A 15,754-nucleotide genomic window follows, 5' to 3' on the forward strand; every position below is an offset into this window, starting at 1 on the left:
CGGGCTGTCGGACGCCGCACTGCGCCCTGCGCCGAACCGGATCGTGGCCGTCAGGTGCCGGCTTCGCGCACCTATGAGCGATGGTAGGGGGCGCACCGCCCGGCGTGTCCGGGACATTGGGGTGAGCGCCCTCACACGGTGTTGCAGCGGAGCTAATCGCCCGTTCACCTGGCGTCCGTCCACCGCTCGACGGCAACGTCACCGCTGATCCCCGACGGCGGCGGCAGGTTCGCGGCGTCTCACTGCGCGGTCGCGCCCACGTTGCCGGATCCGCCGGCCTCGGTCGGACAGCTCGGCGAGTCGGTCGATCTCACGAAACGGGGAGCAGCCGACGGCCCCGGCGCGGCACCGGGGAGAGCGCCACGTCGGGGCCGCCGATGGGCCGCCCGGGCCTTCGTCCCGGGCGGCCGGCGAGAGAACTCAGGCGGTCTCGGTGATCGGCCGGTCGACCCAGCTCATCATGCCGCGCAGCTTCCGCCCGGTCTCCTCGATCGGGTGCGCCGCGCCCTCGGCCCGCCACTTGACGAAGTTCGGGCGACCCGCGTCGTCCTCCGCGATCCACTCACGGGCGAACTCGCCGGACTGGATCTCGGAGAGGATCTTGCGCATCTCGTCCTTGACCCGGCTGTCGATGACGCGCGGGCCTCGGGAGTAGTCGCCGTACTCGGCGGTGTCGGAGACGCTGTAGCGCATCCGCTCGATGCCGCCCTCGTACATCAGGTCGACGATGAGCTTCAGCTCGTGCAGGCACTCGAAGTAGGCGATCTCGGGCGCGTAGCCGGCCTCGGTGAGCACCTCGAACCCGCTCTGCACCAGCGCCGTCGCACCGCCGCAGAGCACCGCCTGCTCACCGAAGAGGTCGGTCTCGGTCTCCTCGGTGAAGGTGGTCCGGATCGCGCCGGCGCGGGTACCGCCGATGCCCTTGGCGTACGCCAGCGCCAGGGCGAAGGCCCCGCCGGAGGCGTCCTGCTCCACGGCGACCAGCACCGGCACACCCTTGCCGTCGACGTACTGGCGGCGGACCAGGTGACCGGGGCCCTTCGGGGCGACCATCGCCACGTCGACGTCGGCCGGCGGCTCGATGAAGCCGTAGCGGATGTTGAAGCCGTGGCCGAACAGCAGCGCCTTACCGGGAGCCAGGTTCGGGGCGATCGCCTCGGCGTACAGGCTGCGCTGCACGGTGTCCGGCGCGAGCACCATGATCACGTCGGCCTCGGCGGCCGCCTCGGCCGGGGTGACCACCCGCAGGCCCTGCTCCTCGGCCTTCGGCCGGCTCTTGGAGCCCGCCGGCAGACCGATCACGACGTCGACACCCGAGTCGCGCAGCGACAGCGCGTGCGCGTGGCCCTGGCTGCCGTAACCGATGACGGCGACCTTCTTGGCCTGGATCAGGCCCAGGTCGGCGTCGTCGTCGTAGTACACCTCAACGCTCATGGAACTTTCCCTTTCGTACGGCGGCCCGGGCGGCCCGTCGTGGTTGTGCGGATGTGTCAGGCAGCCCGCGGGGCCGGCCCCGGTGCCGACCCGCAGGTTGGTCAGGCGGCGCGCAGGGCCGGGCCGGCGGTGATGGAACGGGAACCACGCCCGATCGCCACCAGTCCGGACTGCACCATCTCCTTGATGCCGAAGGGTTCGAGGTCGCGCAGCAACGCGTCCAGCTTGTCCGGGGTACCGGTGGCCTCGATCGTCAGCGTGTCCGCCGCGACGTCGACCACCCGGGCCCGGAAGAGGTTCACCGTGTCAAGCACCTGCCCGCGCACCGACCGGTCGGCGCGGACCTTGACCAGCAGCAACTCCCGGGCCACCGAGATTTGCGGGTCGAGCTCCACGATCTTGAGCACGTTGACCAGCTTGTTGAGCTGTTTGGTGACCTGCTCCAGCGGGGACGAGTCCGCGTTGACCACGATGGTGATCCGGGAGACGTCCGGGTTCTCGGTCTCGCCGACCGCCAGGCTGTCGATGTTGAACCCGCGCCGGGAGAAGAGCCCCGACACCCGGGCCAGGACACCCGGCTTGTTCTCCACGAGCACGCTCAGCGTGTGCGTCGTCATGCCGTGACCTCGCTTCGCTCACTCATGTCAGATGTCATCCTCGTCGAAGGCCGGGCGGACGCCGCGGGCGAACATGATCTCGTCGTTGCTCGTGCCGGCGGCGACCATCGGCCACACCATCGCGTCCTTGCCGACCACGAAGTCGATGACCACGGGCGCGTCGTTGATCTCCATGGCGGCCGCGATGGTCTTGTCGACGTCCTCGGCGGTCTCGCACCGCAGGCCGACGCAGCCGAGCGCCTCGGCCAGCTTCACGAAGTCGGGGATGCGGTGCTTGTGCGTGCCGAGGTCGGTGTTCGAGTATCGCTCCCCATAGAAGAGCGTCTGCCACTGCCGGACCATCCCGAGATTGCCGTTGTTGATCACGGCGATCTTGACCGGGATGCCCTCCAGGGCACAGGTCGCCAGCTCCTGATTGGTCATCTGGAAGCAGCCGTCACCGTCGATCGCCCACACCACCGTGTCCGGCTTGCCGACCTTGGCGCCCATCGCCGCCGGCACCGCGTAGCCCATCGTGCCGGCACCGCCGGAGTTCAACCAGGTGTGCGGCTTCTCGTACGAGATGAACTGGGAGGCCCACATCTGGTGTTGGCCGACACCGGCGACGTAGATCGCGTCCTGACCGACGATCTCGCCGAGCCGCTCGATCACGTACTGCGGCGAGAGCGTGCCGTCGGCCGGCTCGTCGTACCCCAGCGGGTAACGCTTGCGCAGGTCGTCCAGCTGGTGCCACCAGTCGCCGAGGTCCGTCGTGGGTCCGGCCGCCCGCTCGGCGGTGACCGCGGCGATCAGCTCGTCGATCACGTGCCGCGCGTCGCCGACGATCGGCACGTCCGCGTGCCGGTTCTTGCCGATCTCGGCCGGGTCGATGTCGGCGTGCACGACCGCGGCGTCCGGCGCGAACGAGTCCAGCCGGCCGGTGACCCGGTCGTCGAAGCGGGCGCCGAGCGCCACGATCAGGTCGGCCTTCTGCAGCCCGTAGACCGCGGCGACCGTGCCGTGCATGCCGGGCATGCCCAGGTGCTGCGGGTGCGAGTCGGGGAACGCGCCGAGCGCCATCAGCGTGGTCACCACCGGGATGCCGGTCAGCTCGGCGAGCTGCCGCAGCCCGTCGGTGGCGCCGGCCTTGAGCACCCCGCCACCGACGTAGAGCACCGGCCGGCGGGCTTTCGCCATCAGCCGGGCCGCCTCGCGGATCTGCTTGCCGTGCGGGTGCAGGGTCGGCCGGTAGCCGGGCAGGTCGAGCGCCGGCGGCCAGGTGAAGGTGGTGGCGGCCTGGAGCACGTCCTTCGGGATGTCGACCAGCACCGGGCCGGGTCGACCGGTGCTCGCCAGGTGGAACGCCTCGGCCAGCACCTGCGGGATCTCGGCGGCGTCCTGCACCAGGAAGTTGTGCTTGGTGATCGGCAGGGTGATGCCCTGGATGTCCGCCTCCTGGAAGGCGTCCGTGCCGATCGCGGGACGGGCGACCTGGCCGGTGATGGCGACCACCGGCACCGAGTCCATGTACGCGTCGGCGATCGGCGTGACCAGGTTGGTCGCGCCCGGACCGGAGGTGGCCATGCAGACCCCGACCCGACCGGTCGCCTGCGCGTAGCCGGTGGCCGCGTGCCCGGCGCCCTGCTCGTGCCGAACGAGGATGTGCCGGACGGTGGAGTCGTAGAGCGGGTCGTACGCCGGCAGGATCGCGCCGCCCGGGATACCGAAGACGACGTCGACGCCGAGCGCCTCGAGCGACCGAACGAGCGAGCCGGCCCCGGAGACCTGGGCCGGGGCGGGTGTCCGTACCGCCGGAACGGCCGGACCAGCGGCGGCCCGGGAGGCGGGTTCGGCGTCGGTCGCCGAAGTGGCGGCCGCGCGGGCTCGACGTGCGGAGTGGGCGAGTGTCTCTGGCGTGGGTCTCGTCATGGCGGTTCGGGCCTTCGGCTGGAGTGGGCGCGGCAGGTGTTGCGGATGGAACGCGGGCGGGCCCGGCGATCGGGTCCGACGGCAATAAAAACGGCCCTCGTGCAGATGCACGGGGCCAGCGCACTCTCGATGAGGGAGAGTGCGCTCAGATAAGTACTCGCAGCGACCAGTGAGACGACATGCGCTCAAGCCTGACGCATCTCACGCGATGAGTCAACTGATCCCACATGTTGGTTCACCGGTGTCGGCGCGTCGGTCCGCGACGCGCCCGCGACGCCCGGCGTGAGCTGCCCGGACGCGCGCTGCGGAAGGCGCGACGAAGGCGGCATCGGTGGGCGGGAGCCGGCGTCCACTGAGCCGCCGGCGTGACCCGGTGACCGGACGCCCGACGAGGGGCCTGCCGGCCGCGCCCCCGGCGAGGTGGCCGCCACGAGCATCGCCTCCAGGTGTTCGGCCGGTACGCCCCAGCCGCAGAGCGCCCCCTGGCCGAACCGGCAGCCCGCGGCGACCACCGCGGCCAGTTCGGTGGGCGTGGTGACCCCCTCGGCGATGACCTCCAGGCCGAACTGGTGGCCGAGGCGCATCACGATGTCGACCATCGGCGCGAAGGCCGGCCCTTCCTGCCCCTCCGGACGGACCGGCTCGTGTTCGGCCACCAGGCCATGGTCGATCTTGAGGATGTCGATCGGCAGCCGGCGCAGCTGCCCCAGCGAGGAGTACCCGGCGCCGAAGTCGTCCAGGGCGATCCGCACCCCGGTCCGGCGCAGCGCGGTCAGCCGCCGGATCAGCTCGTCGAGGTCGGTGGCGACCGCGTGCTCGGTCACCTCCAGCACCAGGCGCTGCGGCGGGACACCGTGCCGGCGCAGCGCGTCGGCGACCAGCAACACGTAGTCCGGGTCGTGCAGCTCACGGGGTGAGACGTTCACCGAGACCCACACGTCGTGCCCGTCGGCGAGCCAGCGGGAGAGCTGGTGGCAGGCCTGGTTGAGCACCCACGCACCGAGCTTGGCGATCATGCCGCACTCCTCGGCGAGCGGGATGAACTCGTCCGGGCGGACGTTGCCCAGCTCCGGGTGACGCCACCGCAGCAGCGCCTCGGCGCCGACCGGGCGTACCGACGGCAGCGAGGCGACCGGTTGGAAGACCAGCCGCAGCTCATCGCGCTCGATCGCCCCGCGCAGCTCGTGCTCCAGCGTCGTCCGGCGACGCAGCAGCTGGTCGTACGCGACGTCGTAGCGCTCGATCCGGCTCTTCCCGCGCTGCTTGGCGTAACGCAGCGCCAGGTCGGCGTGGCGCAGCAACAACTCCACGTCGGGCTCGCCGTCCCAACCGGCCACCCCGATGCTGACGGAGAGGAACAGCGGCCCGCCCGTCTGCTCGTACGCCCGGCCGAGCACGGCCAGCAGCCGCTCGGCGACGCGGTCCGCCTCCTCCGCGCGACCGGGCAGCAGTATCGCGAACTCGTCACCGCCCAATCGGGCCGCCACGTCGCCGGGGCCGAGGGTCTCCCGCAGCCGGCGCCCCACCTCGGCGAGCACCGCATCACCCACGTCGTGCCCACGCATGTCGTTGACGTGCTTGAAGCCGTCGAGGTCGAGGCCGAGCAGCACGCACGGATCGCCCGCCGCGACGCGGCGGTGCACCGCTCGCAGCAGCCCACGCCGGTTGGCCAGCCCGGTCAACGCATCGGTGTGCGCCAGCTCGCGGAAGTGCGCCTCACGCTCGGCCAGGCGCTCCGCGTACGCCCGCACGTCCCGGACCGCCAGGTACTGGCGGGCCACCAACGCGAATCCCTCGACGGCGCAGACCGCGACGGTGAGCGGCGTGAACCGGCCGCCCTGGACGAGGTGGTAGGTCGCCGACACGGTCATGGCGAACATCGGGATGAACGCGTTCTTCCCGCTACGGTCGGTGTCGTCCGACTCGACCCGATCCCGGGGATCGACCCGCAGCGCCGACAGCGCCACGGCGAGCAGACCGACCGACGACAGCCCCGCACCGGTCAGCACCATCGGCTGCCCGGACTGGCAGAGCCCGGCGGCGATGCCGAGCCCACCGGCGGTCACGGTGGCGATGGCCGCGGCGAGGACGGCCAGGGGGCCGCGTGTGGCGACACCCCGGCAGACGGCGACCGGGCCGATCCCGGCGGTCAGCGCCGCGGCCCCCGCGGCGAGCAGGACCGGGGCGCGGCCCGCCGGGGTGGCGTCGCCGAGCAGCCGGGTCGGTTCGCTGACGAGCACCCAGCCGACGAACCAGACGGCGGCGGCCATCATCAGCCCGTCGAGGACGAGCCGCAGGGTCACCACCGGGGAGGTCGCCACCCCGGGCAGCCGGAACAACCCGACCAGGAAGATCAGCCCGCTCGCGGCCGTGGCGACCGAGACGACGACCGTCCAGCCGGTGCCCTGCCCCTGCTCCTGCGCCCCGTGCGGCGCCGTGGCGAGCGCCGCGCCGAGCCCGCTCACGAGGCCGGCCAGGGCGATCCCGGCGGCGACCCCGAGCAGCACGAGCGCCGGCCGGTGCGGGCCCGTACGCCGCCAGAGGCCGACCGCGAGCAGCGCGGTCGCCGCGGCGGCGACCAGCCAGTTCAACGCCGCGGGGACGGCCAGGCCTGGGGGAAGCTGCACGCAGTTACTGTGCCGGATCGGCGCTCTCCGTGGGGTCCCGGATGTGCATCTGTTGGGACACGGCGCATTCGCGCGGGGGCCTTCGCCGGCCCGGTGCCAGACTGGTACGCATGCCTGAGCTGCGGTCGAAGACCTCCACGCACGGTCGGACGATGGCCGGCGCCCGGGCCCTCTGGCGGGCCACCGGGATGACCGACGACGATTTCGGCAAGCCGATCGTCGCCATCGCCAACAGTTTCACCCAGTTCGTACCCGGCCACGTACACCTCAAGGAGCTGGGCGGCCTGGTCGCCGACGCGGTGGCCGAGGCCGGTGGCGTGGGACGGGAGTTCAACACCATCGCGGTCGACGACGGCATCGCGATGGGACACGGCGGCATGCTCTACTCGCTGCCCAGCCGGGAGCTCATCGCCGACGCGGTGGAGTACATGGTCAACGCGCACTGCGCGGACGCCCTGGTCTGCATCTCGAACTGCGACAAGATCACTCCCGGCATGCTGCTCGCGGCGCTCCGGCTCAACATCCCCACGGTGTTCGTGTCCGGCGGGCCGATGGAGGCCGGCAAGACGGTGGCGATCGAAGGGATCGTGCACAGCAAGATCGACCTCATCGACGCCATGATCGCCTCGTCGAACGAGGCGGTCACCGACGACCAGCTCGGCGCCATCGAACGCTCGGCCTGCCCGACCTGCGGCTCCTGCTCCGGCATGTTCACGGCCAACTCGATGAACTGCCTCACCGAGGCCATCGGGCTCGCGCTGCCCGGCAACGGCTCGACGCTGGCGACCCACGCCGCACGCCGGTCGCTCTTCGTGGACGCCGGCCGCACGGTCGTCGAGATCGCCAAGCGGTGGTACGAGCAGGACGACGCCTCGGTGCTGCCCCGCTCGATCGCCTCCCGGCCGGCGTTCGAGAACGCGGTCGCGCTCGATGTGGCGATGGGCGGCTCGACGAACACGGTGCTGCACCTGCTCGCCGCCGCCCGCGAGGCCGAGCTGGACTTCGGCGTCGCCGACATCGACGCCATCTCCCGCCGGGTTCCCTGCCTGGCGAAGGTCGCCCCGAACTCGCCCCAGTACCACATGGAGGACGTCCACCGCGCCGGCGGAATCCCGGCGATCCTCGGTGAGCTGGACCGGGGTGGCCTGCTCCACCGGGACGTGCACTCCGTGCACTCCCCCTCACTGGAGCAGTGGCTCGCCGAATGGGACGTCCGGGGCGGCTCGGCCCGGCCGGAGGCGGTGGAACTGTTCCACGCCGCACCGGGCGGGGTCCGCACCACCGAACCGTTCTCCACCGCCAACCGCTGGTCGTCCCTGGACACCGACGCGGCCGGTGGCTGCATCCGGGACGTGGCGCACGCGTACTCGGCCGACGGTGGCCTGGCCATCCTGCACGGCAACCTCGCGCCGGACGGCTGTGTGGTGAAGACCGCCGGTGTGCCCGAGGAGTGCCTGACCTTCCGCGGCCCCGCGAAGGTCTTCGAGTCGCAGGACGACGCCGTCGAGGCCATCCTCAACAAGGGCATCGTCGCCGGCGACGTCGTCGTGATCCGGTACGAGGGTCCGAAGGGCGGCCCCGGCATGCAGGAGATGCTCTACCCCACCTCGTTCCTCAAGGGCCGGGGGCTCGGCCGGGCCTGCGCGCTGCTCACCGACGGCCGGTTCTCCGGCGGCACCTCCGGGCTCTCCATCGGGCACGTCTCCCCCGAGGCGGCCTCCGGCGGGCTGATCGCGCTGGTCCGCGACGGCGACGAGGTCGTGATCGACATCCCTGGCCGCTCGATCGAGTTGAACGTGCCGGAGGACGTGCTCCAGGCCCGCCGGGTCGCGGAGGAGAAGCGCGACCGTCCGTACACCCCTACCGATCGGCAGCGGCCCGTCTCGGCCGCGTTGCGGGCGTACGCCTCGATGGCCACCTCGGCCAGCGACGGCGCGTACCGCCGCGTCCCGGAGTAGACCGGCCCGGCCCCCTGCCGTCACATCGGGTGGCAGGGGGCCTGTGCCGCCAGGTGCAGACCCCGCAGACCACCGCACGGCCGAAGGTTCGCCCAACGCTGTGCACCGGGGCTTGGAGGCGGCCGCCCACGTCGGAATCGGGCCAGAATTCGACCGGGCTCACTGGGTGCCAGCGGGCGCGGACGGCTGGAGCACGCCGAGCGCGACGGTCCGGGCATGCCGGATCGCGCTCGGCGTGTCCGGGAAGACCAGGCCGTCACGTCGTAGCTGCTCGGCGACGCCGAGAGTGGTGAGCACCTGGTCGTGGCCGGGCGCGATACCGGAGAGCAGCACCGTGATCCCGCGGCGTTGCAGCCGTAGGACGGCGTCGCCGAGGACCTGCGCGCCGGTGGCGTCGATGGTGGACACCCGGGACATCCGCAGGATGACGACGCGGACGTCGGCGACGTCGGAGAGCTGGAGCAGGAAGTTGTGCGCCGCGGCGAAGAAGAGCGGGCCGTCCAACCGGTACGCCACGATGTGATCGGCGAGCAGGGCGTGCTCCTCGTCGCTGTGCTCGCCCCGGTCGAGCGGCACCTGCTCCAGGCGGGCCGTACGAGCCACCGCGCGCAGCGCGATGAGGACTGCCACGCCCACCCCGACGGCGACCGCGGTGACCAGGTCGAGCGCCACCGTCACCGCGAAGGTGAGCACGAGCACCAGCGCGTCGCCGCGGGTCGCCCTCGCCAGCGCCCGCAGCGAGCCGGCCTCGACCATCCGGACGGTGGTGGCGAGCAGTACGCCGGCCAGCGCCGCGAGCGGAATCCGTCCCACCACCGGCGAGGCAGCCAGCACGATCACGGCCAGCGCGACGGCGTGCGTGAGGGCCGCGAGTTTCGAGCGCGCGCCGGCCCGCACGTTCACGGCCGTACGAGCGATCGCCGCGGTGGCCGGTATCCCGCCGAACAGCGGGGCGGCCAGGTTGGCCAGGCCTTGACCGAAGAGTTCCCGGTCCGGGTCGTGGCGCTCACCGACGGTCATCCCGTCGGCCACGGTCGCGCTGAGCAGGCTCTCCAACGCGGCCAACGCCGCCACCGCGAGCGCGGACGGCAGCAGCATCCCGACGGCGCCCAGGTCGAAGAAGTCCAGCGAGGGTGAGGGCAGCCCGCTGGGCAGGGCACCGATACGGGCCAGGTCGATCGGGAGGAGCTCCGCCAGCCCGGTGGCAGCGGCGACGGCGACGAGGGAGAACGGCCAGCCGGGCCGCCACCGGGCACCGACCAGCATCACGGCGGCGACGCCGAGCGCCATGAGGAGCGGGACCGGGTGCGGCCGGGCGGCGAAGCGGGCCACCGCGTCGGCGGCGACAGCCCACACCCGCTCGCCGTGCGCGTCGGCCACGCCGAGCGCCGCCGGCACCTGCTGCAACGCGATCACCACGGCGATGCCGGCGGTGAAACCCTCGATCACGGGCACCGGGAGGTAGCGCACGTACCGGCCGAGCCGAGCCCCGGCCAGAACGATCAGCACGAGACCGGCGAGCAGACCGACCATCAGCACGCCGGTCGCGCCGAAGCGCTGCACCACCGGCACCAGCACCACGGTCATCGCCCCGGTGGGGCCGGAGACCTGGAGGTTGGAACCACCGAAGAGGGCCGCCACCGCTCCGGCGATCACGGCGGTGACCAGACCGGCCTCCGCACCGAGGCCGGAGGTGACCCCGAAGGCCAGGGCGAGTGGAAGGGCCACCACCGCCACGGTCAGTCCGGCGAGCAGATCGCGGCCGGGCGAGCGCCGGGCCGCCGCCCAGTCGGCGCGCTGCGGGAGCAGACCGAGCAGGCGATCGCGGATCGTCAGGACCGCGCCGCTCACCGGGTGGGCCGGTCGGTACGCAGTTCGTCGAGGAGGGCGTCCCGGTCGGTGAGGACGGCGCCGAGGATGCGCCGCCCGGCGGCGAGCAGGTCGGCGACGTCCGGGGTGCTGAGCGCGTACATGACGAGCGGGCCGTCCCGCCAGGTGCTGACCATGCCGGCCCGACGTAGCACCGCGAGCTGCTGGGAGAGGTTGGACGCCTCGACGTCGATCGCGGCCAGCAGGTCGCGTACCGCCTTCGGTCCGTCCTGGAGCAGCTCCAGCACCCGGATCCGCACCGGGTGCCCGAGCGTACGGAACAGCTCCGCCTTGGCCTGGTACAGCGGTACCGACATCCCACCCTCCTCCGAACAACTCTGAAGACTTTAGCAGTTGCGAAAGTTTTCAAGTCGATGGTGTCGGCGGGGCCCCTCCAGCTCGATCCAGCGGAGGGGCCCGTGCTCAGATGTCGTTCACGCAGCGCAGAACCGGCCGGCTCGTCAGGGCCGCCGGGTCCAGCTCGTGTGGAGCGCGCACCAGGAACGTCGCCGACTCACCGGGCAACAGGGTGACCAGGGCCTCGTCCACGCTCGCCGCGGGATCGACGCGGTCCGGGAAGAGGGTGAGGTCGCGCAGCACCGTGCCGGCCGTGACCCGCACCCGCTGGCCGCCCTCGACCGGCTCGACCACCGCGTCCCACCGCGCCGCCGGCCACTCGATCTCCCTGTCCTCCGCGAAGAACCAGAACGCCCGCTCGACGCCCGCTCCCGCGTCGGCGACGAGCAGTTCCCGCCGGGCGTGCTCCGGCCGCGCCAGCTCCGCCGGCACCGCCAGCGTCACCGTGCCGTGCGCGGGGACGTCCAGTTCCACCGTCGCCTTCGCCCGCGGCTCGCCGGCCAGGCCCACCCGGTCCACCGACGCGGTGGCCCGCCACGGAGTACCGCCGTCGTTCACCGCGACCAGGACCAGTCCACCGTCGCGAGGCTGCACGGTGAGCAGCCGGTCGGCGTACGCGCGGCGAAGCGCGTACCAGAGCGGCTTGCGCCGGCCGTCACCGTCGACAGCCGACCAGGAGGTGACCGGCCAGCAGTCGTTGAGCTGCCAGACGATCGTGCCCATGCAGATCGGACGCAGCGACCGGAAGTGCTCGACACCGAGCTGGATCGCGCGGGCCTGGTTGAGCTGGGTCAGGAAGTGCCAGTCGTCGAAGTCGCGGGGCACCGGCAGGTGCGCGTCCAGGCCGCGCTGGAGCTTGGCGTCTCCACCGGCTGCCTTCTGGTGGTGCGCCATGCCCGGTGAGTCGGGCGCGAGCGGCTCGTCGGAGAGTGCGCGGCGCAGCGTGGCGTACGCGGGCGGCGCCTGGTAGCCGAACTCGGCCACGAAGCGTGGCGTGTAGGCGCGGTACTTCGTGTAGTCGTCGGTGTTCCAGACGTCCCAGATGTGCGTGGTGCCGTGCGCCGGATCGTTCGGGTGCAGGTCTTCCCGGCCCGACCACGGGCTGCCCGGCCAGTACGGTCGGGTCGGGTCCAGCTCGGCCACCACGCTGGGCAGCAGCTCCAGGTAGTAGCCGCGCCCCCAGGTACGCCCGGCGAGCGGCTCCTGCCAGTCCCAGTCGTGCCAGCCCCAGATGTTCTCGTTGTTGCCGGTCCAGAGCACCAGCGACGGGTGCCCGGCCAGCCGGGTGACCTGCTCCCGAGCCTCCGCCTCGACCTCGGTGCGGAACGGCTCCTCCTCGGGGTACGCGGCGCACGCGAAGAGGAAGTCCTGCTGCACCAGCAGCCCCAACTCGTCGGCGAGGTCGTAGAAGTCCGCCGACTCGTACCGACCGCCGCCCCACACGCGCAGCAGGTTGACGTTCGCGTCGATGGCCTGGGTGAAGCGCTCGGCGAGCCGATCGCGGGTGATCCGGGTCGGGAACGGGTCGTCGGGGATCCAGTTGACCCCTCGTACGAAGACAGGAACGTCGTTGACGTGCAGCGTGAACGCGGAGCCGTGCGCGTCCGGCGCGGTGTCCAGCCGCACCGCGCGGAAGCCGATCCGCCGGGACCAACCATCCAGAATGGATCCGGACGGGCCGAGCAGCGTCACCGTCAGCGGGTACCTGGGCTGCTCGCCGTACCCGCGGGGCCACCAGCGGTCCGGCTCACTGACGGCGAGGGTGAGCACCGCCGTGCGTTGACCCGCGGGGATCGTCGCCTCGGCTGCCACGCCGGCCACCTCGGCGTGCACGGTCAGCGGATCGTCACCGGCCCGCTCGACCTCGACGTGCACCTCCACCCGGCCGTCGGCGCCGTCGAGGGTCACCAGCGGACGTACGGTCGCCAGCCGCGCCGTCGACCAGGCGTGCAACCCGATCTCCTGCCAGATGCCCGCGGTGACCAGGGTCGGACCCCAGTCCCAACCGAAGTTGCAGGCCATCTTCCGGATGAAGTGGAACGGCTCCGGGTAGGCGTTCGGCCGGTCGCCGAGCCGGTCCTGGTGCGCCCGCGCGTACCGGTAGGCGGAGTCGAACCGTACGGTGAGGGTGTTGTCGCCGGCCCGCAGCAGCGACCGGACGTCGAAGCGGTAGCCGCGATGCATGTTCTCGGTGTGGCCGACCGCCACGCCGTTGACGCTCAGCGTGGCGACCGTGTCGAGGCCGGCGCAGACCAGGTCGACGCGGTCCTCGCCGTCCGGCTCGTGCCGGAAGGTGGTCTCGTAGACCCAGTCGGTGTGCCCGATCCACGTCACCGTGCGCTCGTTGTCGTCGAGGAACGGGTCGGCGATCAGTCCGGCGTCGAGCAGGTCGGTGTGCACGCAGCCGGGCACCGTCGCCGGGATCTCCCGGTCGGCGACCTCCGACGGCACCTGCGGCCCCGGTACGGCCCGCAGCGTCCAGCCCTCGTGCAGCGGTTGCTGGCTCACGATTTCACCGCGCTTCCATGATCGATCTCTGGGCCGTCCAGGGTACGGCTGCGCCCGTCACCGGGACGCGGACGGGAACTCCTCGAAGTACGCCTCGACCCGTTCCGCGGTCGCGGGCCGGGCGAGCGCGAAGCCCTGCCCGTACCGGCAGCCCGCCCGCCGCGCGCCCTGCACCTGGGCGGCCGACTCCAGGTTCTCCGCCACGACCTCGAGCCCGAGCCGGTCACCGACGTTCACCACCACGTCGATCAGTGGACGCTGCGTGTCGGGCGCGGGATCGACCAGAGGAGCACCGACCTTCAACAGGTCGATGGGGAGTCGCCGCAGCTGCGCCAGCGAGGCGTGCTCGGCGCGGAAGTCGTCCAGGGCGGTACGCACGCCGACGGAACGCAGACCCGCCAGCCGGGCCACCACCGTGGACAGTTCGCTGCCGATGCGCGGCTCCGCCACCTCGACCACCAACTGCTCGGGCGGCACCCCGTACGCGGCGAGGACAGCCGCCGTACGCTGCACGAAGTCCGGCGTGGTCAGTTCACCCGTGGTGACGTTCACGGCCATCCAGAGCTGCCGGCTGCTCGCGGTCCACTCGACGAGCTGCCGGCAGGCCCGGTCCAGCACCCACCACTCCAGCTCACCGACGATGTCGAGGTCCGCGGCGACGGGGAACAGCTCGTCGGGGAGCACCGTACCGAGCACCGGGCTACGCCAGCGCAGAAACGCCTCGGTGCCGACCGGCTGGCGGTCGCCGAGCCGCAGCACCGGCTGGTAGACCAGGTCGAGCTCGCCCCGGGCGACCGCACCCGGCAGTTCCCGTTCCAGGTCGAGCCGGCGGACAAGCTGCTCCTCCAGGAACGCGTCGTACCACTCGACCCGGTCCCGACCGAGCTGAACCGCCCGCCGGCGGGCCAGATCGGCCTGGCGCAGCACGTCCTGCGGCGAATCGCCGCTGACCTCGGCCAAACCGATGCTCGCCGCCACCCGGAGCACCGCCCCGCCGAGCTGGTAGGGCTGGGTGAGCGCGGCGAGCAGCCGATCGCCCAGCGCGTACGCCAGCATCGGCCCCGCCTCGGTGACGACCGCGAACCCGGCCTCACCCACCTGCGCGAGCAGGTCCCGCCGGCCGACCGTCGCGCGTGCGCGCTGCACCGCCTCGGCCAGTACGTCGGCGCGCAGCGCCAGCGGCGCCGTGTCGCCGTCCGGCAGGTGCAGCTCCACGACCAGCAGCGCCCCACCGGGCGCCGGGCTTCCGCCCAGCACGGTGAGAGCCCGCAGCAGGGCGGGGCCGTCGGCGAGCCGGTCGACCGGCCGCGGCGCCGGGGCGGACACGAGGGACGCCGGAACGGCCGCGGTGGCCTGCGACGGCGACTCGCCGGCCGGGGCCGCGGCGAACCCGGCCGGCTCGCCACGACGACGGGCCGTGCGCGCCTCCCCCGCCCGGAGCAGCTCGCGGAGCACGAGCGGCGGTACCGCCGCCAGGGCGAGCAGCACGGTGGTGCGGTCCGTCGGCAGACCGGAGTCGAGGTGCCGGCCCACGGCCGGCAGCAGCGCCACCGCGGGCAGCACCGCCCGGAGCCAGGCCGGGGCCGGGGACCGGAGCGCGTGCTCGGCGGCCACCGCTCGGGCCGCGCCCGCGGCGACGAGCAGCAGCCCCACCAGCAGCGGCGGTACGGCCAGCAGCGGCCACACGGCCACCCCCGGGTCGAGGACGGCCAGCAGCACCAGCCCGAACAGGGTGAGCGTCACACCGCCTCGGCAGGTGGCCGCGCCGGGGCGACGATGCACCCCGGTCAGCGCGGTGAGCCCGATGATGCCGAGCACGCCCAGCAGCGCCGCCACGGCGAACCGGGCGGATGCCGGTTCGGTGGTCCGGGGCAGCAACAGCCAACCGGCGAGGACCAGGGCGGTCGCCGGGGCACCCGCGTCGGCGAGCCGGCGCAGCCGGACCCGGACCGGCGGCAACGAGCGTCCCGGCAGAGCGCGCAGGCCGAGTACGGCGAACGCCGCGACCAGGACCGGGCCGGCGGCGCTCGCCACCCGGTGCTCCGGTCCCAGCAGCAGTGGCGCGGCGGTGGCCAGCCCGGCTGCCACCACGGCGGCGTAGAGCAGCAGGACGGCGCGGCGGGCGGAGGGTTCCCGGATGCCGCTCATGCCCGCGTCGGCGGGCACGTTCGACGTCGAGGAACCTGCGGCCGCACCCGTGGCCGGCACGTGCGGGTCGTCGCGGGCGGCAGGCCGGATGGCGAGCCGGGTGAGGCGTACCCCGGCGAGCGTGGCGCCGGCCCCGCCGGCGAGCGCGACCACTGCCGCGGCCGGAAGCAGGTGCGCGGCCCCAGCCAGGACGAGCGACGTGACCGCCGCGAGCACGGCGGTTGCGGGCGCCGCTCGGCGGAGGGTAGGGGTGCGGAGAGGAGCGGCGAGGGGCACGGCGGTCGCCTTCGTGAGGGGGCACGGGGGCGGTGCGGCGATGCGGGCAGCG

At 72.9% G+C, this 15,754-nt stretch carries 9 protein-coding genes; 1 reads left to right on the forward strand and 8 read right to left on the reverse strand.

The features are described from left to right. Window positions 1-420 precede the first annotated feature (420 nt). The 4 genes from ilvC to AB0F98_RS03665 form a co-directional block, all read right to left on the reverse strand. Window positions 421-1,434 (reverse strand): ketol-acid reductoisomerase, encoded by a 1,014-nt coding sequence (gene ilvC, locus AB0F98_RS03650; protein ID WP_350787076.1) that lies wholly within the window; start codon window positions 1,432-1,434, stop codon window positions 421-423. 101 nt (window positions 1,435-1,535) lie between these two features. Beyond that, window positions 1,536-2,051 (reverse strand): acetolactate synthase small subunit, encoded by a 516-nt coding sequence (gene ilvN / locus AB0F98_RS03655; protein WP_357728032.1) that lies wholly within the window; start codon window positions 2,049-2,051, stop codon window positions 1,536-1,538. Between the two features lie 27 nt (window positions 2,052-2,078). Continuing rightward, window positions 2,079-3,959 (reverse strand): acetolactate synthase large subunit, encoded by a 1,881-nt coding sequence (locus AB0F98_RS03660; RefSeq protein WP_357728035.1) that lies wholly within the window; start codon window positions 3,957-3,959, stop codon window positions 2,079-2,081. Window positions 3,960-4,144: 185 nt separating this feature from the next. After that, window positions 4,145-6,586 (reverse strand): bifunctional diguanylate cyclase/phosphodiesterase, encoded by a 2,442-nt coding sequence (locus AB0F98_RS03665; RefSeq protein ID WP_357728038.1) that lies wholly within the window; start codon window positions 6,584-6,586, stop codon window positions 4,145-4,147. Between the two features lie 110 nt (window positions 6,587-6,696). Here AB0F98_RS03665 and ilvD point away from each other — a divergent pair, with 110 nt between their 5' ends. Next, window positions 6,697-8,544, forward strand: coding sequence for a dihydroxy-acid dehydratase (gene ilvD / locus AB0F98_RS03670; protein ID WP_357728041.1), 1,848 nt, complete (start codon window positions 6,697-6,699; stop codon window positions 8,542-8,544). 159 nt (window positions 8,545-8,703) lie between these two features. On the opposite strand, the gene AB0F98_RS03675 is transcribed toward ilvD, so the two are convergent. From AB0F98_RS03675 to AB0F98_RS03690, 4 genes are all read right to left on the reverse strand, one after another. Continuing rightward, window positions 8,704-10,395: a SulP family inorganic anion transporter gene (locus tag AB0F98_RS03675; protein WP_357728044.1), complete on the reverse strand. Its 1,692-nt coding sequence runs from the start codon at window positions 10,393-10,395 to the stop codon at window positions 8,704-8,706. Continuing rightward, window positions 10,392-10,730, reverse strand: coding sequence for a metalloregulator ArsR/SmtB family transcription factor (locus tag AB0F98_RS03680; RefSeq protein WP_076470437.1), 339 nt, complete (start codon window positions 10,728-10,730; stop codon window positions 10,392-10,394). Before AB0F98_RS03680 ends, AB0F98_RS03675 begins: the two co-directional genes overlap by 4 nt. A gap of 106 nt (window positions 10,731-10,836) precedes the next feature. Further along, a complete protein-coding gene (locus AB0F98_RS03685; protein WP_357728048.1) occupies window positions 10,837-13,278 on the reverse strand; it encodes a glycoside hydrolase family 2 protein in 2,442 nt (813 codons plus the stop codon). A gap of 57 nt (window positions 13,279-13,335) precedes the next feature. After that, window positions 13,336-15,702, reverse strand: a complete 2,367-nt coding sequence (locus tag AB0F98_RS03690; RefSeq protein ID WP_357728051.1) for a GGDEF domain-containing phosphodiesterase — start codon at window positions 15,700-15,702, stop codon at window positions 13,336-13,338. Window positions 15,703-15,754: the final 52 nt, after the last annotated feature.

It is taken from the genome of Micromonospora sp. NPDC023737, from assembly GCF_040639715.1.
Lineage (GTDB): Bacteria > Actinomycetota > Actinomycetes > Mycobacteriales > Micromonosporaceae > Micromonospora.